This window comes from Neolewinella lacunae, from assembly GCF_014349155.1.
In the GTDB taxonomy this organism is placed as follows: domain Bacteria; phylum Bacteroidota; class Bacteroidia; order Chitinophagales; family Saprospiraceae; genus Neolewinella; species Neolewinella lacunae.
The window spans coordinates 24,817-46,484 of record NZ_JACSIT010000084.1 but is presented as its reverse complement, the minus strand read 5'-3'; the positions used below and the strand labels follow the sequence as shown (position 1 = coordinate 46,484).

Annotated in this window: 13 protein-coding genes and 1 pseudogene; 9 read left to right on the top strand and 5 right to left on the bottom strand. The window is 57.2% G+C overall.

Annotated elements, in window-relative coordinates:
• Together H9S92_RS21990 and H9S92_RS07435 are read left to right on the top strand one after the other, a co-directional pair.
• Nucleotides 1–414 (top strand): annotated as a pseudogene (locus H9S92_RS21990) (hypothetical protein); the annotation flags it as partial.
• Nucleotides 415–499: 85 nt separating this feature from the next.
• Nucleotides 500–1,096: a hypothetical protein gene (locus H9S92_RS07435; protein ID WP_187466082.1), complete on the top strand. Its 597-nt coding sequence runs from the start codon at nt 500–502 to the stop codon at nt 1,094–1,096.
• A gap of 12 nt (nt 1,097–1,108) precedes the next feature.
• On the opposite strand, the gene H9S92_RS07430 is transcribed toward H9S92_RS07435, so the two are convergent.
• Nucleotides 1,109–1,849: an ATP-binding protein gene (locus H9S92_RS07430; protein WP_187466081.1), complete on the bottom strand. Its 741-nt coding sequence runs from the start codon at nt 1,847–1,849 to the stop codon at nt 1,109–1,111.
• Between the two features lie 317 nt (nt 1,850–2,166).
• On the opposite strand from H9S92_RS07430, the gene ruvB reads away from it, so the two are divergent.
• A complete protein-coding gene (gene ruvB / locus H9S92_RS07425) occupies nt 2,167–3,195 on the top strand; it encodes a Holliday junction branch migration DNA helicase RuvB (protein ID WP_187466080.1) in 1,029 nt (342 codons plus the stop codon).
• Nucleotides 3,196–3,611: 416 nt separating this feature from the next.
• Here the strand turns inward: ruvB and H9S92_RS07420 are convergent, their stop codons facing one another.
• Both H9S92_RS07420 and H9S92_RS07415 read right to left on the bottom strand, forming a co-directional pair.
• Nucleotides 3,612–5,255, bottom strand: coding sequence for a glucose/sorbosone family PQQ-dependent dehydrogenase (locus H9S92_RS07420; RefSeq protein ID WP_187466079.1), 1,644 nt, complete (start codon nt 5,253–5,255; stop codon nt 3,612–3,614).
• A gap of 181 nt (nt 5,256–5,436) precedes the next feature.
• On the bottom strand, nt 5,437–6,303 hold the full coding sequence (locus tag H9S92_RS07415) for a LysR family transcriptional regulator (protein ID WP_187466084.1): 867 nt from the start codon (nt 6,301–6,303) through the stop codon (nt 5,437–5,439).
• Between the two features lie 93 nt (nt 6,304–6,396).
• On the opposite strand from H9S92_RS07415, the gene hutH reads away from it, so the two are divergent.
• From hutH to hutG, 4 genes are all read left to right on the top strand, one after another.
• Nucleotides 6,397–7,887 carry a histidine ammonia-lyase gene (gene hutH / locus H9S92_RS07410; RefSeq protein ID WP_187466078.1) on the top strand — a complete coding sequence of 497 codons (1,491 nt, stop codon included), beginning with the start codon at nt 6,397–6,399 and terminating at the stop codon, nt 7,885–7,887.
• A 215-nt stretch (nt 7,888–8,102) separates the two neighbouring features.
• Entirely contained in the window at nt 8,103–10,091 is a 1,989-nt protein-coding gene (locus tag H9S92_RS07405) for a urocanate hydratase (protein ID WP_187466077.1), read from the top strand.
• A 153-nt stretch (nt 10,092–10,244) separates the two neighbouring features.
• Entirely contained in the window at nt 10,245–11,480 is a 1,236-nt protein-coding gene (hutI, locus tag H9S92_RS07400; RefSeq protein ID WP_187466076.1) for an imidazolonepropionase, read from the top strand.
• Nucleotides 11,481–11,482: 2 nt separating this feature from the next.
• Complete coding sequence (hutG, locus tag H9S92_RS07395; protein WP_187466075.1) at nt 11,483–12,475, top strand: formimidoylglutamase; 993 nt, start codon at nt 11,483–11,485, stop codon at nt 12,473–12,475.
• Between the two features lie 69 nt (nt 12,476–12,544).
• On the opposite strand, the gene H9S92_RS07390 is transcribed toward hutG, so the two are convergent.
• Complete coding sequence (locus H9S92_RS07390) at nt 12,545–15,451, bottom strand: TonB-dependent receptor (protein ID WP_187466074.1); 2,907 nt, start codon at nt 15,449–15,451, stop codon at nt 12,545–12,547.
• A 319-nt stretch (nt 15,452–15,770) separates the two neighbouring features.
• Entirely contained in the window at nt 15,771–20,234 is a 4,464-nt protein-coding gene (locus tag H9S92_RS07385) for a T9SS type A sorting domain-containing protein (protein WP_246463713.1), read from the bottom strand.
• A gap of 356 nt (nt 20,235–20,590) precedes the next feature.
• Here H9S92_RS07385 and H9S92_RS07380 point away from each other — a divergent pair, with 356 nt between their 5' ends.
• Both H9S92_RS07380 and H9S92_RS07375 read left to right on the top strand, forming a co-directional pair.
• On the top strand, nt 20,591–21,028 hold the full coding sequence (locus H9S92_RS07380) for a DUF2147 domain-containing protein (protein ID WP_187466073.1): 438 nt from the start codon (nt 20,591–20,593) through the stop codon (nt 21,026–21,028).
• Nucleotides 21,029–21,173: 145 nt separating this feature from the next.
• Nucleotides 21,174–21,410: a hypothetical protein gene (locus H9S92_RS07375; RefSeq protein WP_187466072.1), complete on the top strand. Its 237-nt coding sequence runs from the start codon at nt 21,174–21,176 to the stop codon at nt 21,408–21,410.
• Nucleotides 21,411–21,668: the final 258 nt, after the last annotated feature.

Below are 21,668 nucleotides of genomic sequence, written 5' to 3'. Positions count from 1 at the left end.
AATCCTAAAGGGACCGCTGGTGATGAGGTGATCATTTTTCTGACGCGCCTCCGACCGGTCAAGAAGACTGTTGACCAATACATAAAGCGTTGGCGTATTGAGTGCTTATTCCGCCATCTCAAATCCAATGGTTTTGACCTAGAAGCGATCAATTTCAAACCCCTTGGGAAAAGCAACTTACTAATGGCTATCGTAGGGCTAAGTTACGCCATGACGATTCGAGTCGGATGGGCGGCACGCTCGACCATCCGTATCATTAAATATGACGAGAGTACTACCTTCCCCGCAGAGTCAGTATTTCGCCGAGGGCTAAGTTTGCTGACCCCGTGGTGTGCTAAGATTGAGCTCTTTATCGAACGGTATTTATGTCTAGATGATGGACGAAATCACCCCATCGTCAAAAATGTAGAGTAGTATGGTTCCGAACACAAGGATGAATCACTACTTTTTATCCTTGCTGTTCTTAGCCATGATTAGCCCAATGCTTAAAAGTCAACACATGCTTCACGTTGAATACAAGGAGGTAGCAGCATCCGGAAACCATTATGCTAATGAGGTTTATTCTTCCGCTATTTTTTTGTACGATGTGACCACAACGTCAAAAATATCCAGAGGTAAAGTGCTGGACTTAGCACAAGACAAGCAGTTCGACGTGATGTCCTACAGAGGAGAGAAGTCATTTCTACCCAAATCTTCCGCAACGGAGGACATTAAAAAAACGATGGTTGCCGATGCTGAATATGAAGTAGTCGCATCATCAAATCCTCCTCAATACCTCTTGGGATACAAATGTTCACGATTCGTGATAAAGCACGGGCCGAAAGAAATCACGGTATTGGTAGCGGGAGAATTAGACTGCTACATCAGCAGTATTACTTTGAAGTACCCCAAATTGAAGGGATTTCCATTAGTAATAACGGAGGGTGAAAAGACCTTGGAAGCCGAAAAAGTTTCCTTGGTTGACCAAATTCCACTGTCTGTGTTGGATGGAAAGTACTGGACGAAGGATCAAATGGATGAAGCTGCAATCAGCATGAGCAACAAAACATTCGATGAGTTGATGAAGGACATGAAAGAGGAGCTTTCTAAATACTAGAATTTACTTACGCTATCGGTTTCTAGAAGGCTTTTCCAATTTGGGCCGGTAAATAATCGCCTTAAATTGTTCGGCCTCCGCGTCGTTAACGAAGTCTATATCAGGATAGGCATTTAACGCGCGGAGAATGCCGCTACCCGCTCCCTTGTAATTCAGCAATCCGGGGGCCAGCGAATCGAGGATGTCGTTCCGCTTTTTCCGGATGCCCATTCTGATTTGCTCAATGGTGAGGTTGTTGGGCAACTTACCCGGACTGATAATTTCAATCCTATTTTCAAAAATAAATAACTTGATGGTATCCTCAATAAAGTAGTCCCGGTGGATGAGTGCATTGATCAGCAATTCGGTGATTACGATTTCGGGGACCTCCAAAATGCTTGGGCTATTGAAGGAATCACCACTTTGTATCCGGTGGAGGGTCCTTTTCGAGAAATCCAGTGCTTGCTTGAATTGCTGGGCTAGGGTGCCGCGAATATATTCGGCGGCCCGGTAGTCATTTGCTTCTATCTCGTTCTCCCAAAACCAAATGGCCGTGATGAAAAATCCAGTGATGGCCTTCTGGGGGTTATTGGTGAAGAGTAAGGCACCCGCCAGATTGGGTTTGCCTTCCTTCCCCAATCGAAGGTTCTCAAACTTTCTCTCCTGGTCGGGCTCACTGGCTTGACCGTAAGCATCTGCATAAAAATCCCTGAATAGATCCCAATTAATATCTTGGTAGGTGCAATGGGTTAGGATTTTTTCTTCAGCGTGCATTTTGCTTCAGTTTAAAGAAAACACTAACAAGTCAGGTTAGATGGTGGGTTGCAAGCATTGTACAAAAGTACAACATTTGGCGGAGCTGCCTGCGCTGGATTGCGCCACTGGACTCGGCGGGCCAAGCCGAAGCCCCCACGCCCTCCCTTGCTTTACCAGCTTCCATGGCACCTGCGACCGCGCAAGATGCCTCGCAACTTGCGTGGTCCCGACGAGCGAAGCGGATCTCGGGGCCGCGCAAAAACAAAGAAACTGCGCTGCTCCAACAATTTGTTTTTTCCTGGAAAATTTCCTCGCAATACGTATCTTGCGGCGGTATGAATGAGCATCTCGATCCTTCGGCTGAACGTTTGCAGCCCGAAGACAGTACCATGGAGCGGGCCCTGCGGCCAGATTCTCTCGCTGACTTCAGCGGGCAGCCCAAGATTGTGGAAAACCTTAAGGTCTTCATCCAGGCGGCGGTGCAACGGGGCGATAGCCTCGACCACGTTTTGCTGCACGGCCCGCCGGGACTGGGCAAAACGACGCTGAGCCACATCATTGCCAACGAACTGGGGGCGGAACTGAAGATGTCCAGCGGCCCGGTGCTCGAAAAAGCGGGTGACCTGGCCGGCCTGCTCACCAACCTCAACGAGGGCGACGTGCTGTTCATCGACGAAATCCACCGCCTCAACAACGTCGTGGAAGAGTACCTCTACTCGGCCATGGAAGACTACCGGATCGACATCATGATTGACAGCGGGCCCAACGCGCGGTCGGTACAGATCAGCCTCAACCCCTTCACGCTGGTGGGCGCCACCACGCGGATGGGCCTGCTGACCGCCCCGATGCGCGCCCGTTTTGGCATCAATTGTTTGCTGGATTACTACGACGTAGCGACGTTGGTAAAAATCATCAAGCGCAGCTGCACGATTTTGCAAGTGCCCATCACCGAAGACGGCGCCAACGAGATTGCCCGCCGCAGCCGGGGCACCCCGCGCATTGCCAATGCCCTGCTCCGCCGCATCCGGGATTTTGCCCAGATCAAAGGCGACGGCATCATCGATAAACGGATTGCCGACTACGGCCTCTCCGCCCTCAACGTAGACGAAGGCGGGCTGGACGAAATGGACAACAAGATCCTGGACGCCATCATCAACAAATTCAAAGGTGGGCCGGTGGGCCTGACCACCATCGCCACGGCCGTGGGGGAAGACGCCGGCACCATCGAGGAAGTCCACGAGCCCTTTCTGATCATGGAAGGTTACCTGCAACGGACGCCCCGCGGCCGCCAGGCCACCGAAAAAGGTTACCACCACATCGGCGCTACGCCGCCGGGAAGTGTGGGGACTTTGTTTGAGTTTTGATCCTTAAAAGGCACAAAGAGCTTGTCTAAATTTTACTTCCTGATAACCAAGCAGTTTGCTACGCAGTACTTCGTGCTATGAACCTGGCGTCACAAAAAATGGCTTACGTAGCAGCAATGCTCAGTTTAGCATTTAATCCCCTCTCCCTCGGTCCCTCTCCAAGGGAGAGGGATGACCTTTCGAACTAAATTTTGGTAAAAGTCCAAATTTTATTTCGCCAGGATGGCTTTTTCAACCAATAGAGGAGTGATTCCCCATGATTTTAGCAATGTAGTAAACTTGAAATAGCTAAACTGAGCATTGCTGCTTACGTAGTTCACTATGCGCACAATTTTTTGTCTAGCTAAAACCTTATGTCATTGATTACAGCCCACAAAATTTTAGACAAGCTCTAAAAAATAGCTGCCCCCTAGCCCTCATCCCCCACGCACCACCACCCGCTCGTAATGGAAGCCCTGGCGGGTAAGAAGGCGGAGGGTATAAACGCCCGAGGGCAGGTGCTGGAGGCTGACCCGGTTGACCCCCGATTGAAAAGCGGTGGCTATGGGAATACGCTGGCCTTTGCTGTTGATTAGTTCGGCCGGGACATTCGTCTCGCCGGAGCTTCTCAGTTCGACGAAGCATTCCCGCTGGGCAGGGTTGGGCCAGATGCGCAAGTCATGGATGACCTTCCGGCCGGCAACGCTGACGGGAGGGGTAAGGCTGAACTTCAGGATAGCACCGGGGTTGCGTACGCCGCTGATGAGGTTGAGGCCCGATTGATCGGTGATGTTGCCGGATTGGTCGGTGATGGCGTAGAAGGTTTTGCCATCGGGAGCTACAACAAGATCGCGGTAACGGTTGCCGGTGTAGAAGTATTCAGTAGTATCACCCACGATGGCCGTGCCACTGGCATCGAGCTGGAGGCGGTAGACCTTGCCCCGCTTCAGGCTGGTGATGAGGAGGCTGTTGGACCAATCCGGTATGGCGTCGCTTTCGTAAACGAGCAGGCTGGAGGGCGCGACGTTAGGCCGGCAAGTGTAGGCATTCTGGCAGGCGGGGTTGTCGTAATCGTAGTCGTCCGGAACGGCAAACATCACGAAGATGGGATCCTGGTAATTGGTGTCCGTCAGGGTACTTTCTTCCTGGAGAGGGACGCCGGCGGGGCAGCCGTTGTTGACGTAGGTGAGGCTGGCGCAATCGGCGGCGGAAGACCAATTGCAGTAGTCGTAGGCCTGGTCGTCCCGAAAGCCCACTACCCGGGGCCAGCCGTAATTTTTTCCGCCGTTGATGATGTTCACCTCATCGTCGGTATTGGGCCCGTGCTCATCGGAGTAAAGGAGGCCGTTGCTGCCGAAGGCGAGTCCCTGCGCATTGCGGTGGCCGTAGGTAAATACGTGGCTGCGTACGCCGTTGAGCAGCGGATTATCGGCTGGGATGGAGCCATCTTGATTCATCCGGAGGATTTTGCCGGGGTAATTGATCCAATTCTCCTGGTCAATTTCTTCCTGGGTGGGCAAATCCTGGGAGCGAATGGGGGCGCAGAAATTGCGGTTTTGGTTGTTGCCCTGGTCGCCGATGGTGCAGTAGATTTTTGCGTCGGGGCCGAAGACCAGTCGTCCGGAGTTGTGGTCGTTGCTGGCCGGGAGGTCTTCGAGGAGGGTGACAGGGTCGGTCAGGCTGCCCGGGGCCTGGTAGGTGTAGCGGGCCAGGCGTTGCCGCCGCTCGTTGTTTTCCTGGTAAGTGTAGGAGAGGTACACGAAGGGCTTCCCCAGGGTAAAACTATCGTGGAGGGCCAGGCTCAGCAGTCCATCCTGCGAGGCATCGGAGTAGATGTCGGGAAGGGTGAGCAGGACGGTGCGGGCCGCCGTTGCGGGGTCAATACGCACGACCCGGCCCGCCGCGCGCTCCGCTACCCAGAGGTGGTCATCGGGGCCGTAGTGGAGATCGGAGGCCCGGGCGACGAGGTTGTTGGTGCCTACCTGAGTGGTGGTGAAGGATGGGGTTTGGGCCACCACGGTGCTGGGCGACCACGGGGAAAGGGCCAGAAAAACCCAGCTGAAGAACGGTAGAAAACGCATGGAGAACTTGCTTGGGGCGAAACGGATGCGTTTAGGACGTTTGGAGGGGGGATTTTCCCTGACTAATCAGCAACCAAGACCATACCAGTGGGCCAACTTGCAAGTCCTGTTACACCCAAATCTGGCCAGCGCGGCGCTGATGTCGACTTAATGTAACGATACTTACTGGTTGGCCCACTGGTTATAACAACCCCAAAACATTCCCCAACAAAGCATCTTCATTCTCCCCATCCCAGACCACGCGCAGGGTCGTGCGCTGGGGCACCTGGGTCAGCTCAATGAACTTTACGGGCATGGCGTAGCCTTCGCGCAGGATGGTGGGGACAATCGCCAGCCCAAAACCGTTGGCCACCAGGCGGTAAATGGAGCTGGCGTTGACCGTGCTGTGGGAAAGCGTGGGCGTGAAACCGGCGTCGTCAAAAAGCTGCATGACGTTCTCGTAGTAACTCTCACTGTAGGCGGGTTCGAAGAGGATGAAGGGTTCGTGGCGCAGTGCCGCCAGCCCCGTAAATTCCTCGGCCGTCAGCGGATATCCCTCCGGCAAAACCAGCGAAAAAGTGTCTTCCAGCACCGGCCGGGCTACCAGCGGCGCGGGTACCCTTTCCATCCGGACGAAGCCCAGGTCCAACTCCCGGTTTTGGAGGGCCAACACCTGGGCGGGGTTTTCCAGCTCGCGGAGGGAGACGTGCACATCGGGGTAAGTCTCCTTCACCGCCAGCAACAGTGCAGGGATGGTTTGCTGCATCGCCGAGCCAATGTAGCCGATCCGCAGGTGCCCCCGCAGGCCTTGTCCCGTCAGGCGGGTATTGGCGATGGTTTGGTCCAGGTCCCGCAGCCAAAGCGTTGTCCGCTCGTGGAGGTAACGCCCCGCTGGCGTCAACTCCACCCGCCGGCTGTGGCGATCAAACAGGCGCACCCCCAGTTCTTCTTCCAACTGGAGAATCTGCCGACTCAAGCCCGGCTGCGAAATGAACAAGCGCTCCGCCGCCCGCCGGAAGTGCAACTCTTCAGCCACCACCTGAAAATATTGGAAGTAACGCAGCTCCATCAATAACTTTTGGGCATCAATCAAGCCCAAAAGTAGTCTTAATGTACATGGATTTAAAACGGAACTTTGTGCATTGACCATTCCTTTCCGCCCATGTTCCACTACGGCTCCCACCACCTGACCCGCGAAAAATGCCTCGCCCTGGCTTCCGGGCGGCTTAAAGGCGAACTCTCCCCTGAAGCCTGGGAACGGGTAAGGGCATCCCGCAGCAGCGTAGAACGCATGGCCGCGGGCGATAAGGCCGTCTACGGCATCAATACGGGTTTCGGGCCGCTGTGCGATACCCAGATCACGCCCGAGCAAACGAGCAAACTCCAGGAAAACCTCCTGCTGAGCCACGCCGTGGGGGTTGGGGAGCCCATCGCACCGCTGCTTTCCAAGGTGATGCTCATCTGTAAGGTCCAGGCCCTCGCCCAGGGCTATTCCGGCGTCCGGCCCATCATCATCGAGCGGTTGCTGTACTTCATTGAACACGACCTCCTGCCGGTGGTGCCCGAGCAGGGCTCCGTCGGGGCGTCGGGGGATCTGGCCCCTTTGGCCCACCTTTTTCTGCCCCTGCTGGGCGAAGGGGAAATGTGGCAAAATGGTCGGGTCGTACCGGCCAGCTCCGTATTGTCTGCGCACCACCTCGCTCCGCTCCAGTTGGCGGCCAAGGAAGGGCTGGCCCTGATCAACGGCACGCAGTTCATCCTCGCCCACGCCGTCCTTGGCCTGGATAAAATGGCTTATCTGCTGGATCTGGCCGACCTCACCGGAGCAATGAGCCTGGAGGGTTTCCAGGGCTCGGCGGCACCGTTCCGGGAGGACTTACACGCCCTGCGTCCCTTTGCAGGCAGCATCCGGGTGGCCGAACGCATCCGGCATTTTCTGGAGGGATCGGAAAACATGGCCTCCCACGCCGCCTGTAGCCGGGTGCAAGACCCCTACTCTCTGCGCTGCATGCCGCAGGTCCACGGCGCTTCGCGCAACGCCTTTGCGCACCTGGAGGAATTGGTGGACGTCGAGCTGAACGCCGTGACCGATAATCCCATCATCCTGGACGAGGAGACGGCCATCTCGGGCGGCAACTTCCACGGGCAGCCCCTGGCGATGGCCCTCGACTACTGCTGCGTCGCCGCCGCCGAACTGGGCAACATCGCCGATCGCCGCTGCTACCTCCTCCTCGAAGGGCGCTACGGCCTGCCGCGCCTGCTCACTACCGCCGGCGGACTCAACTCCGGCCTCATGATTCCCCAGTACACCACCGCTGCGCTGGTGACGGAGAATAAATCGCTCTGTTTCCCCGCTTCGGCCGATAGCATCCCGACTTCGCTGGGGCAGGAAGACCACGTCTCGATGGGCAGCATCTCCGGCCGCCGCTTCAACCAGATCCTGGGCAACCTCGAAAAAATCCTGGCCATCGAAATGCTCTACGCCGCCCAGGCGATGGACTTCCGGCGGCCCCTCCGCTTTTCCGAAATCCTGGAATACAACCACGCCCTCGTAAGGGCGTACGTCCCCACGCTGGAAGAAGACCGGATGCTGAAAAATGATATCGCGGCGCTGCTCCGCCTGGTGGCGCAGCGTAAATTCCGCCTCCACTAACCGGTTCCGGACCTGGTTCCGGACCTCCGGTCCGGCACACCAAGCAAACCGGACCAGAGGTCCGGATCCGTTTAAAACTCCATGCAACTCTAGGCCCAACTCCATGCAACTCCATGGGCTAAAAAACCGAAGGAGAGATGTGCTCCAGACCGAAGGTCCAGAGTCGGCCACCGGTCGACGTAGAACGTCTCCACCTCACCAACCGTCCCCACGTCATGACCTTTCAAGAACAACTCCTCTCCGGCATCCCCGCCACCCTACCCCCGCCCCAGGCCCCGCCCAGCGGCGTCAGCCGCGCGCCCCGGCGCAAAGACATCCTCAGCCCGGACGAAAAGCAGCTGGCTCTGCGCAACGCCCTGCGCTATTTCCCGCCCGCCTGGCACGCGGAACTGGCCCCGGAATTCGCCGCCGAACTCCGCGAATACGGCCGCATCTACATGTACCGCTTTCGGCCCGCCTACCCGATGTTCGCCCGGCCGCTGGAGGAGTACCCGGGGCAATCCCTGGCCGCCCGCGCGATCATGCTCATGATCCAGAACAACCTCGACCCCGCCGTGGCCCAGCACCCGGCGGAGCTGATCACCTACGGCGGTAACGGCGCGGTGTTCCAAAACTGGGCCCAGTATCTGCTCACTATGCAGTACCTGGCTACGATGACCGACGAGCAAACGCTGCACCTTTACTCCGGCCATCCGCTGGGGCTTTTCCCTTCCGCGCCGGAATCCCCCCGCGTGGTGGTCACCAACGGCATGATGATCCCGAACTACTCGCAGCCCGACGACTACGAGAAATTCAACGCCCTCGGCGTCACGCAGTACGGACAAATGACGGCTGGTTCGTACATGTACATTGGCCCCCAGGGCATCGTCCACGGCACCACCATCACCGTAATGAACGCCTTTCGGATGGTCTTGCCGGCGGGAGAAAGTCCGGCTGGAAAAATTTTCCTCACCGCCGGGCTGGGCGGCATGAGCGGTGCCCAGCCCAAGGCGGGCAACATCGCCGGTTGCATCACCATTTGCGCGGAGGTCAACCCCGCCGCCGCCCGCAAGCGCCACGAACAGGGCTGGGTGGACGTGCTGGTGGAAGATATGGATGCTTTAGTGGCGCTGACGCAGGATGCGATGCAAGGACAAAAAACAATGTCCATCGCCTACCTCGGCAACGTCGTCGAGGTCTGGGAACGCTTCGCCGACCTGGGGATCACCGTCCACCTCGGCTCCGACCAGACCTCGCTGCACAACCCCTGGTCGGGCGGCTACTACCCGGCCGGCGTGTCCTTCGACGAAGCCAATCGCCTGCTGCGGGAGGAACCGACGGTGTTTCAGGACCTCGTCCGGCAGACCCTCCGCCGCCACGCCGCAGCGGTCAATCGCCACACCGCCCGGGGTACTTATTTCTTCGACTACGGCAACGCTTTCCTGCTGGAAGCCTCCCGCGCCGGGGCGGACGTGATGGCAGAAGACGGCATCAACTTCCGCTATGCTTCTTACGTGCAGGACATCCTCGGTCCGCTCTGCTTCGACTACGGCTTTGGGCCTTTCCGCTGGGTGTGTACTTCGGGCAAGGCGGAGGACCTGGCCCTGACGGATTCCCTTGCTCTGGAAACCCTCCACCGCATCCTGCGTTCCGCGCCCCCCGAAATCGAACAGCAGTTGCAAGACAACATCACCTGGATCCGGGAGGCGGCCAGCCACCGCCTGGTGGTCGGTTCCCAGGCCCGCATCCTCTACGCCGACGCCGAGGGCCGCACCGCCATCGCCCTGGCCTTCAACCAAGCCATCGCCGCAGGCCGCCTCGGGCCCGTCGTGCTGGGCCGCGACCACCACGACGTGAGCGGCACCGACAGCCCCTATCGCGAGACGTCTAACATCTACGACGGCAGTAAATTCACCGCCGATATGGCCATCCACAACGTCATCGGCGACGCCTTCCGCGGGGCCAGCTGGGTCTCCATCCACAACGGCGGCGGCGTGGGCTGGGGCGAGGTCATCAACGGCGGCTTCGGCCTCCTCCTCGACGGCAGCCCGGAGGCCGAACGACGCCTGAAAAGCATGCTCTTCTATGACGTCAACAACGGCATCGCCCGCCGCGCCTGGGCCCGCAACCCCGAGGCCAACTTCGCCATCCGCCGGGAAATGGACCGCACCCCAGGCCTCCGCGTCACCCTTCCCAATCTGGTGGATGATGCGCTGCTGGAATGACCAGAAATGGATAGACGATAGACGATTCTTGATATTTGATATTTGATTAGCTCCGCTGCTACTTCGTGGTTCGCTGCCGCACGTTCCAGACCCACAACCAGTATTCATTTATTCACGCATTCACCCATTCGCTCATTCACGCATTAACAACTCATGCTCCTCAAAAACATCCAACAGCTCCTCCAGATTCGCCCGGCCGGCCAGGCCTGGGTTGCCGGCGCCGCCATGGCCGAACTGCCCGCCCTCGACGATGCCTACCTGCTGACGGAGGGTGACCGCATTGCTGCCTTCGGGCCGATGAGCGAATGCCCGCAGGACTACGCCGGGGAGGTGACCGACTGCCGGGGCCGGCTCGTGCTGCCCGCCTGGTGCGACAGCCACAGCCACCTGGTGTATGCGGGCGACCGTGCCAGCGAGTGGCTGGACCGCCTCCGGGGCCTGAGCTACGCCGAGATCGCCGCCCGCGGGGGGGGCATCCTCCACTCCGCCCAACTGCTCAACGCCACTTCCGAAGACGAACTCTACGCCCAGAGCCGCGTCCGGCTGGCACGGGTGTTGGCCCAGGGGACGGGGGCGCTGGAGATCAAATCGGGCTACGGCCTGACGGTGGCCGGCGAACTCAAGATGCTCCGCGTCATCCGCCGCCTGGCTGCCGAGTACCCGGTGGCCATCCGCGCCACTTTCCTCGGGGCCCACGCACTACCGGCCGCCTACGCCCAGGACAAAACGGCTTACCTGCGGATGCTGACCGAAGAACTGCTGCCCCAAATTGCGGCGGAGGGCTTGGCCGACTACGTCGACATCTTCTGCGAAAAAAACTACTTCGACGTGGCCGATACCGAGCGGGTACTGGCGGCGGGACAGCGCTTTGGGCTGGCGGGGAAAATCCACGTCAACCAATTCACCGCCCTGGGGGGAGTAGCCGCCGGAGTAGCGTACGGGGCCCGCTCGGTCGACCACCTGGAAGTGCTGGAAGCGGAAGACCTAGCCGCTTTGCGGGGCAGCACGACCATGCCGGTGGCGCTGCCGGGTTGTTCCTTTTTCTTGGGCATCCCCTACACCCCTGCGCGGCGGATCATCGACGCCGGGCTGCCGCTGGCCCTGGCGACGGACTACAATCCAGGCTCCTCACCGTCGGGCAACATGAACTTCGTCGTTTCCCTGGCCTGCACCCAAATGAAACTCCTGCCCAACGAAGCCATTAACGCGGCCACCTTGAACGGTGCCTACGCCATGGGCCTCGAGGCCGAGCTGGGCTCCATCACCGTAGGCAAGCGCGCCAATTTACTCCTCACCCGTCCGGTCCCGTCGCTGGCCGCCCTCCCGTACGCTTTCGGCGAATCTTCGGTGGAGCGCGTGCTCCTCAGTGGCCGGTGGTACCTTTGCTGACCATGACCAACTACCTCCCCCCCAGCGCTGCGGCCTGGACTGGCCGCCAGACCGACCCTACCCTCGGCCCCGAATACTGGTACCAAAAAATGGAGCTGCTGGATCTGCGGCAAGCGATCAGCGCTGATCCGCCGGACCTGGCCCTCTTGGGCTACGCATGCGAGGAAGGGGTGCGCCGCAACCAGGGCCGATTGGGCGCGGCCGCAGGTGCCAGCGAAGCCCGCAGGAGCATGGGAAGTCTGGCCAACCACCTCGGCCCCCTCCGCATTGCCGACGCGGGAGACATCACCTGCCTGGCCGGCGATCTGGAAAGCACGCAGGAGAGTTTTGGTCGGGCCATCGTCCGGCTGCTGGCGGCGGGGATTTTCCCCATCGGCATCGGGGGTGGGCACGACATTGCCTGGGCGCACTACCTCGGCATCCGTTCGGCGCTGGCCGGACGCCCCGGCACCCGCCTGGGGGTGATCAATTTCGACGCCCACTTCGACCTGCGCTCGTTTGCCGACGGCCCCACTTCGGGCACGCCTTTTCACCAGATTCTGGTGGACGGGGCCGGGCAACACGGCTACCTGGCCATCGGCATCCAGCGGGCGGCCAATCCGCCTTCCCTCTTCCAGACGGCCGAGCGCCTGGGAGCCCGCTTTCTGCCGCTGGAGGCCTGTGGAGCTAATGCCCAAGACGTGCAGGCGGCCATCACCCTCGTCCAACACTTTGCCGCCGCCTACGACCACCTCTACCTGAGCATCGATATCGATGGCTTTTCCGCCGCCATGGCTCCGGGCGTGAGTGCGCCGAGTCCCGTAGGACTGGAGGCCAGCTTCTTTTTTCCCGTTTTGGCGGCTGTTTTGGGCACGGGCAAAGTCATCAGTTGTGACCTGGCCGAGTACAACCCCCGCTTTGACCGGGACGGGATTACGGGGCGCCTGGTGGCGCGGGCGGTGGAGGGGATTGCGCGAGCCGCCTTCAATAGCGGTGTCATTAAGACAGGCGCTTAGTCAAAAAAAAACGCCCCCCACCCAAAGGCAGGGGGCGCCAACGATTACGCTAAAGTAATCTAGTGCATCTTAAATGCCGTAGCTCAGGCTAAGGCTGAAGGTGCGACCACGCTGGTAGCGGGTGAAATCGTACTCCTGCCCGAGGAACGTAGAATAGCTGCGGAAATCGGGGTCAATCAGGTTCTGCGCCCGGAGGCTCACCTTGAGGTTATTGAAGTTCTTAGATATAGATAAGTCGAGTTGGCTACGGCCCTGCTCAAAGATATCGGGAGTACCGGGCCGGCCAATGGACTGGAGGCGGTCGCTGAAGAAGTTGTAGGCCAAAATAGCGTCCCAGCTATTTTCGCCGGGCGTGCGGTAAGCCAGGTTGGCGTTGAATACGAAGTCAGACTGCCCGTTGAAAGGGCGCTCACAAACGTAATTCTCATTGAGGGAAATCCCCTGCTCACACTCGCGGTCGGCAATATCCTGATTTGACTGAATGACCGCCAGGTTGTTGCTGAGGGTGAAGTTGCTCAGACTAGGGCTGATGAACGCCAGTGATTTACGGATCTCAAACTCGATACCGTACAGGTTAGCTCCTTCAGTATTCGTCCAGGTAAACTGCTGGTTTCCTCCGCCGCCGGGCAGGAAGGTCACCACGATTGGGTTGGTAAATCGCTTATAGAAAGCACTGAGGCTGATGACCTCACCGGGAGCATTCTCGGGGAAGATCTCATACCGCAGGTCGTAGTTATCGATGTTGGACAACTGAAGGTTGACGTTACCCACAACGTCGGGGTCTACACCGTTGAAGGACGCAAAGGGTGCCAGTTCCCGCATGTTTGGCCGCGCTACCGTCTGGGAGAATGATCCCCGTAGATTGTGGTTTGGCATGGTCTTGTAAACGAAGTTGAACGCCGGCATGATGTTGGTCGTGTCAATGTTGGCAACCTGCAGCGGCCGGTTACTAGGATCTACGATGTCGGCAATGTCGCTGGCGATATCAATCCGGGTATTTTCTGCCCGTACACCACCGGTCAGTTTAAGCCGCGTACCAATTTCGTAGGTAGCCATCAGGTAACCCGCCGCTACTTCGTCGGTACCAACGTAGCTGTTCCCCTGGGAGGTAGTATTAATGATAGAAATGCCGATCTCGTTGCTTCCGGGCTCACCACCAATGATTCCGGAGTTGTCGTCACCGAAGTACTGCTCGAAGTCACCGCCCAGCTCGCTGAACGTTTGTCCATTGCCCGCACGCTGGAAGTATTCGACTTGCCGTTCGTTGAAGTCACGCTCCTTCGTACGGTACTGTCCACCGAATTTAATGGTATTTGCTCTGGACGCTTCCGCCAGGAAAGGCACGGTAAAGTCCAGCTTACCCTCGTAGCTCTCATCGGCCAAGTCACGGAAAAAGCGGCTGGGCTGGCGGAACTGCGAAGGGTCATTAAGGATGGATGTTGCCTGTTCGATGTACTCGATGTAGCGGAAATCCGGCTCTTGCTGCGAACTGGTAACGTAGTTGGCCGTCCAATCGACCTTAATATTCCCGAGCTTGCGCAGGGTATGTTCCCCTTGCAGTACGTAGTCAGTCAGCTCGCGTTCCAGGAAAGCGGATTCTCGGCCGACAAAGTTGTTGTCTGCCTCACCGCTGGCTCCTTTAGCTTCGTAACTGCCCTGGGATATTTTAACGGAAGCGGTGCCCTGGTGGCTGTAGAGGGTATAAAAAGAGATGTTACTGGAAGGGCTTAACCGCAGGTTCAGGCCCACCATACCTCCCAGGTCGGCGCTTTCCTCGCTGAGGTCCCGGCGCAGGTCAAATACTTCCTGAAGGGCCGTAGCTCCCAGGCCAGGGGTCAGGTACTGCCCGGTGATGCCACCGTTGTAAGCAAAGTAATCTTTGCTGGCAGAGATCGTAGCGAATACACCCAGCGGCATGGAACCAAGCTTAAACTGATTGCCGATGTTGGCGCTCACACTGTAGTTCATTGGAGAGCGGGCTTCTTCGATGCCGAAGCCAGAGCCGAAAGCGTCGGTCACTTCTTCGAGGGAGGCGGCCAGTTCATCGTCCGTACGGGCCCTGCGAACGGCTCCCCGGGAGAACGTTCCCAGGTCGGAATAACGCTGATCATCCAGATCAACGGGAAGGTCCAGGTTGCTGGAGGCGTAACCAAAGGTATTTTCAGCGTTGCCTTCGTAGGTCAGAAAGTCGTTCTGGAAGTTTGACTGTGTGTTTACCGAGGTACCAACGGAAACTCCCCAGGTGAAGCGCTCCGGCAAGGCCTTAATTTTTACGTCAACGCTACCGCCGGTAAAATCGCCGGGAAGGTTGGGGGTAAAGGTTTTGGAGGCGGAGATGTTGTCCAGAATGTCGGTGGGAATCAGGTCAAGTTGCGCGCTGTTACGGTAAGGATCGATGCTGGGCAGGCGCAGACCGTTGATGGTAGTGGCAGAGTAACGATCCCCCAATCCCCGCACGTAGACGTATTTGCCGCCTACTACCGTTGTCCCCGTCACTTTTGCCAGCGCTTGGGAAACCGTACTTGCACCCAATGAACTCATCTCCTGTGAACTGATGATGTCTTTGGCATTCACGTCGTTCTGGCGCAGTTTCATGACCGCAACTTCACCACGCTCCATGGCTTCGGCGGTCACCACAATTTCGGCCAGGTCCACCCCACCCGCTGCTTCTGGGTCAAAGACGATATCCAGTAACTTGGTTTCGTTAGCTTTGATTTCCACACCGGTGATTTTCACATCAGCATAACCAAGAAACGAGGCCACGATGGTGTATACCCCTGGGTCAGCCTGGAACTGGTATTTTCCTTCAATGTAATCCGTAGTTGCTCCGATGGTAGTCCCCTCAAGCAGTATGTTGGCGGCGGGAAGAGGTTCGCCCTTCTCGTCGTACACGGTCCCTGAGATGGCCCCCTTCTGAGAAAAAATTGTTCCGGCTGCACAGAGCAGAACAACGATCGTAAGAATTCGCTTCAGCATATGTATTTGAATTGTAACCGTTTGCACTAGAAGCCGCAAAGGTCGGTTGTTTAATTACCATATTTCGGGACTTCGGGTTATGTGTACGTTAAGTTTACGTATCCATAACTCACTGATTATCAGTGCGCGGCCGCAGGTGCAAAGGGGGAAAACAAGTCAGCAATGTAAATTTTTCGTTAAGCCCTCCCGCTACCGTTAGTGTGAAGATTACACTAAGCTTAGTTGAAGAGGAGAGAAGAGGGCGATAATGACATCAGCCCAATCCGTGGGTACGGATTGGGCTGACATCAAAAGCTTGGTAAGTAGTTGCGGCAGCGCCTTACTTGTTTACCACCATTTTCTGCACCAGGCGGCTACCCTCGGCATCCAGGAGGATGATGTAGGTGCCGTTGGGCAGGTTCTGTACGTTGATGCGCTCACTCTGGGCACCAGCACTGTACTGACGCGCCGTACGGGCAACCGGGCGGCCAGTGATGTCAACGATGGTCAGGGTCAACTGCGTAGCGCGGGGCAGTGTAAAGTTGACCATTGTGAACTCAGCAGCAGGGTTAGGAACCGGAGCGTCCAGCAAGAAGCCGTCCTCCTCAGCCGTACCGGTAGAGGTGGTTGACTCAACTACAATTTCACTTGTCGTCAGGGCAGTCCAGCCGTTAATCCACACTGGGTTTGTATCACCATTACCTGGCTCAAAGGCACCGTAGTAGTCGACTACCGCACACCCTTCAACTTCGATCGCACCGAAGCTGGCGTCAGCAAACTGGTTCGGACGTGGGTCAATGTCTCCACCAGCCATGTCGCGGTCGGAGTCGATGAATTTAGGATCAACGATGCGGTTACCAGCAGCCGTCATGGCCGCAGCAAAGGCGGCAGATTGGGCAGCTTGTACTGCTTCACCGGGGTTGACTACCGTAAAGAGGTCAGCAGCTGTTTCGCCGAAACCGAAGTTCCAGAAAATGTTGTTGTTCAGGCTGAGGTCACCATTAAGGTAGTTGTTGTAAGAATCGATATCGGTACCGTCAATATCCTCTACCGCAATGGCGCTGCCGTTGAAGTCGGAGAAGATGCTGTTGTTGTAAGAACCACCGGTGTTATCCCGGAAGATCACGGCCTGCTGGCGGCCTTCCCGGTTGGCGTCACCGCCCGTTGCCATTTGGTCAGCCCCGATGCCTACGTAGGTAGCGTTACAGATCAGCGGCTGAGAGAAGGGCATTGCGTTATCAGGAGTAGCACCGTCGTGCTCGCCAGCACGGCCGGTGGAAGTACCGGGGCCTTGGAGGCTGTACCAGAACTGGCCGCCACCACGCCATCCCTGGTCGTAGTCGTAAGCATCGTCACCGCAGAAAGAAACCGCAGCGTGATCTACCGTAACGGTACCACCGAACCACTCAATCCCGTCGTCGAGGTTAGCGAAAACTTCCACGTAGTCGATCGTCGTGCCGGAACCTACACCACCGAGGGTAAGGCCATTAATTTCGTTATCAGCGGAGAGTTGTGCACCACCGTGACGGATGGAAACGTAGCGAAGAATACCGCTGTTGTCTTCGTCGTCCGTACCACCGTAAATAGCGCGGGTTTCGGTAGCTGCAATACCTTCAACGTTGTCGGTAGGGTCACTATTAGCAATAGTAGCATTACCCAGGATGATCAAACCACCCCATTCTCCACGGTCGTTGGAGGTGAAGTCATTGGGATCTTCGGTGTCGTCGTCGGCAGCCGTAAAGATGATCGGTGCCGTGGCGGTACCCGTAGCGTTAATGGTTGCACCACGGGTGATGATCAGTGCGGAGGTGTTGTCACCGGTAGTAACCCGGTCAGCATCCAAACCACGGATGACCGTGCCGGCTTCGATGTTCAGCGTACCGTCGGCTTCCAGGAACACCAGGCCGTCCAGGGTGTAGCAGTTTCCGCTGCCCCAGTTGTAGGTCTGTCCACCAACGAGGTCTTCGTCCCGGATGACAATACAGTCGAAGTTGTCAATCTCTTCCACCTGGTCTCCCAGGTAGCCCATGTCAGACAGTGCGGTCCAGCCCTGTAACCAGTTGTTGGAGTTATTGAAGGCTCCACGGTAGGAAACCAGCTGGAAGTAATCGTCATCGAGGTTAGGCGTTCCACCACCAAGGGCAGCACCACCGGCGTTGATCCGTGGGTCCAGCATCATGTTTGGCTCACGGCTGATGCTCGCGATACCGGAAGCACCAATCTCGTTGGCACCACCGAGCATGGAGATGACCATGTCGTTGGATGGGCCGTTGATGATGGTTTCACCGGGCGTGATGGCATTGAAGAGGTCGGCTGGGGTGTCGCCAGCGCCGAAGTTTTCGAAGATGTTATCAGCAACTACCAGATCACCGGCCAACAGGCGGGCGTAGCTATCGATGTCGTTACCGGCGATATCCTCAATGGCAATGGCGCGCTGGTTGAAGTCGGTGAACAAAGAGTTGCGGTACTGGCCACCGGCATTGTCCCGGAAGACAACGCTTTGCTGGCGTCCTTCGCGGTTGGCATCGCCACCGGTCGCGGTGTTACCTTCTCCAATACCAATGTAGGTAGCATTGTAGATGGTCGGAGCACTAAAAGGCATTGCGTTGTCGGGCGTAGCACCATCGTGCTCGCCGGAGCGGCCCGTGCTGGTGTTGGGCTCCTGCATTACGAACCAGAACTGGCCACGGCCACGCCATCCCTGGTCGTAGTCCATAGCATCGTCGCCACAGAAGGCAACGGTAGCGAAGCGTACGTCTACCGTACCACCGAACCATTCAATTCCGTCGTCCAGGTTAGCAAATACGTCAATGTACTCGATCGTCGTACCGGAACCAACGGCACCGAGGGTCAGGCCGTTGATTTCGTTATCCGCAGAAAGTTGTGCACCACCGTGCCGGATAGACACGTAGCGGAGAACACCGCTATTATCTGCGTCGTCGGTACCACCGTAAACGGCACGGGCTTCAGTCGCCGCAATACCTTCAACGTTGTCAGTAGGATCGCTGTTAGCAATGGTAGCGTTACCCAGAATGATCAGGCCACCCCACTCACCGCGGTCGCGGGAGGTAAAGTCATCGGGATCTTCGGTGTCGTCGTCGGCAGCCGTGAAAATGATGGGGTTTTCGGCATTACCGTTGGCGAAGATCTGTGCGTCACGGGTAATGATGAGCGCGGAGGTATTGTCACCGGTAGACACGCGGTCCGCGTCGAGACCACGGATGATGGTACCGGCTTCGATGGTCAGGGTAGCATCAGCCTCCAGGAATACGAGTCCGTCGAGGGTGTAGCAGTTGTTGCTGGTCCAGGTGTAGTTCTGGCCGCCAACGAGGTCCTCGTCGCGAACAACAATACAATCGAAGTTATCAATGGGCTCAACCTCATCACCGAGGTAGCCATAAGCATCAAGCGCCGTCCAGCCTTCCAGCCAGTTTACCCGGTTGCCGAAGGCTCCGCGGTAGGTAACGAGGTTGAAGAAACCATCAGCGTTGAGGTCTTCGTCAATGCCTACCGCTCCCCTCAGTGCATTACCGTTGGCATCGATCCGTGGATCCAGGTTACCACCGGGAATACGACCTATGTTGGCAATGCCGGAAGCACCGATTTCGTTAGCGCCCCCCAGCATGGAAACTACCATGTCGTTAGAAGGGCCACTGATGATGGCTTCACCGGGCGTAATGGCGTTGAAAAGAGCAGCTGCCGTATTACCAGCTCCAAAGTTTTCAAAAAGGTTGTTCTCCAAGACGAGGTCACCAGCCAGTAAACGGGCGTAGCTGTCAATGTCATCACCAGCAATGTCCTCAATAGCAATTGCGCGCTGGTTGAAGCCCGTAAAGATGGAGTTGCGGTAAATACCGGCGGCGTTATCGCGGAAGACAACGCTTTGCTGGCGGCCTTCCCGGTTGGCGTCACCACCCGTAGCAACGCCGTTCTGACCGATTCCGATGTAAGTGGCGTTGTAAATAGTTGGTGCGCTGAAAGGAGCCACGTTATCCGGGGTAGCGCCATCGTGCTCACCGGAACGGCCGGTGTTGGTGTTTGGCGCCTGAAGGGCCATCCAGAACTGACCACGACCACGCCAGCCCTGGTCGTAGTCGAAAGCGTCATCACCGCAGAAGGAAACGGTGGCGTGCTTTACATCGACAGTTCCACCAAACCATTCAATTCCGTCATCCAGGTTAGCAAATACCTCAATGAAGTCAATGTCGGTACCAGAACCAACGCCACCAAGGGTCAAACCATTGATCTCGTTATCAGCAGAAAGCTGTGCACCGCCGTGACGGATAGACACATAGCGCAGCACGCCACTGTTGTCATTGTCGTTGGTACCGCCATAAACGGCGCGGGTTTCGGTAGCGGCAATTCCTTCGACATTATCGGTAGGATCGCTGTTGGCGATCGTAGCGTTACCGAGGATGATCAAACCACCCCACTCGCCGCGGTCATTTGCACCGAAGTCATTGGGATCGTTGACGTCATCGTCGCTGGCGGTAAAAATGATAGGATTAGCCGCAGTACCTTCGGCGAAGATCTGCGCGCCACGGGTAATGATCAGGGCTGTTGTATTGTCACCTGTGGTAACCTCCGTTGAGGGAAGGCTTTTAATAACCGTTCCAGCCTCAATATTAAGCACCCCACCACTCTCCAGGTAAACCAGGCCATCCAGGAGGTAGACATTGTCGTTGGTCCAGTTATAGGTTTGGCCGCCCACCAGGCTGGCGTCGGTGATGGTTATCACCGGCTGAGCGGAAGATAACGTGGCCCAGAGCATGGCCATTAGAAATAGTGTAAGCTTGGTATGCATATACTGATTGATTTGTGCCGCAAAAGTCCCCAGAGCCCGTAAACTCCGGCTTACCGCTACATTAAGTTATTGTTACCAAAGAAGCGCGAGCATCAAAATTCTGTTTTTCAACAAAATTCAAAATAAAAATCCGAACACTCTTTCATTTCAGTATAAAATTCCGACGCAATGTGTAATTTTTACACTAAGTCGCTCCCGGCCAGGCCACGTTCCGTTCCTTTGCGAGAACCGGCGCTCGGAGACAGAATAAGGCAAACGAAGTAGCGTCTCCGCCTCCCAAGGCAGGGTAAATCCTTGGCACCGTACACACCAAAGCCTCAGCATAAGGCGTTTATACCCCCGAACAAAAGAGCTACATGGCCCGACGCTACCTACTCCTCCTCCTACTCACTGCCGTTTCCCTGGGTTTGTCTGCCCAAAGTTCCACCGCCAGCCCGGTGGGACGCTGGCGTACGCTTGATGACCAAACGGGAGAAGTGAAGTCGGTCGTGGAAATCTACGCCCAGGGCGATAAGTACTTCGGCCGCATCGCCGAGATCCTTACTGCGCAACGGGACGCCGTTTGCGATAAGTGCCCCGGTAAGCAGCAAGGCAGCCCCATCAAAGGCCTGGTCATCATCAAAAACCTCGCCAGGGATGGGACGGGCTGGAGCGGCGGCACCATCCTGGACCCCCAGAAAGGAGCCGAATACCGCCTCTCCGCCTGGTTCGATAGCGACCCTGACGTGCTCTACATCCGTGGAAAACACTGGACGGGCCTCTACCGGACCCAAAAATGGAGCCGCGACCACTGAAATGCGCACCTTTTTTCCTATCTTGCGTTGTAACACCCAGCCGGATGGTTAAACTTCACCCCAGGATCAAGCAGGATACCACGTTTTACAGCATAGTCCCATCAACTTAAAGGATCACCGATTTTGTAAAGCTTAAAGCATTGAGATGAAGCAAACTTTTACCAATATTGACATGATCGCCTATTTGTACGGCGAAAGCACCCCGGCCCAGACGGAGGCAACGGAGGCGGCCCTGGCCGCTGACCCGGTCCTCCGCGGAGAGCTGGCGGAGCTCACCCAGGCCCAGGCAACCGTACCCCGCGTCCGGTTCAACGCCCGTCGGCGCCTGCTCCAGGCCATCCGCAACTACGCGACCGGCCCGGACCTGCAACTGTCCATGTAAGCACAGTACCGGCACGGGAGCCCACTCCCCGATCCAAGCGCTCAACCCGGCAACGCAGCCCGTTGCCGGGTTTTCTATTGCCCGCGAGGTCAAGACGTGAGGTCAAGACGTTTTTACGTCGCAGTGTGAGGTGAGGTCAAGACGTTTTACGTCGCAGCGGACCGGCGCCAAGAGGATTGACCACCACCGGGCCACTGCAGAATTCTCGTCAGATGTACAATTTCCAATGGTACATCTTTAATTGTAAATTGTACATTT

Bases quoted from the DNA above. Each gene is read 5' to 3' on its own strand.
- H9S92_RS07435 (WP_187466082.1), top strand. From the start codon at position 500: ATGCTTCACGTTGAATACAAGGAGGTAGCAGCATCCGGAAACCATTAT.
- H9S92_RS07430 (WP_187466081.1), bottom strand. From the start codon at position 1,849: ATGCACGCTGAAGAAAAAATCCTAACCCATTGCACCTACCAAGATATT.
- ruvB (WP_187466080.1), top strand. From the start codon at position 2,167: ATGAATGAGCATCTCGATCCTTCGGCTGAACGTTTGCAGCCCGAAGAC.
- H9S92_RS07420 (WP_187466079.1), bottom strand. From the start codon at position 5,255: ATGCGTTTTCTACCGTTCTTCAGCTGGGTTTTTCTGGCCCTTTCCCCG.
- H9S92_RS07415 (WP_187466084.1), bottom strand. From the start codon at position 6,303: ATGGAGCTGCGTTACTTCCAATATTTTCAGGTGGTGGCTGAAGAGTTG.
- hutH (WP_187466078.1), top strand. From the start codon at position 6,397: ATGTTCCACTACGGCTCCCACCACCTGACCCGCGAAAAATGCCTCGCC.
- H9S92_RS07405 (WP_187466077.1), top strand. From the start codon at position 8,103: ATGACCTTTCAAGAACAACTCCTCTCCGGCATCCCCGCCACCCTACCC.
- hutI (WP_187466076.1), top strand. From the start codon at position 10,245: ATGCTCCTCAAAAACATCCAACAGCTCCTCCAGATTCGCCCGGCCGGC.
- hutG (WP_187466075.1), top strand. From the start codon at position 11,483: ATGACCAACTACCTCCCCCCCAGCGCTGCGGCCTGGACTGGCCGCCAG.
- H9S92_RS07390 (WP_187466074.1), bottom strand. From the start codon at position 15,451: ATGCTGAAGCGAATTCTTACGATCGTTGTTCTGCTCTGTGCAGCCGGA.
- H9S92_RS07385 (WP_246463713.1), bottom strand. From the start codon at position 20,234: ATGCATACCAAGCTTACACTATTTCTAATGGCCATGCTCTGGGCCACG.
- H9S92_RS07380 (WP_187466073.1), top strand. From the start codon at position 20,591: ATGGCCCGACGCTACCTACTCCTCCTCCTACTCACTGCCGTTTCCCTG.
- H9S92_RS07375 (WP_187466072.1), top strand. From the start codon at position 21,174: ATGAAGCAAACTTTTACCAATATTGACATGATCGCCTATTTGTACGGC.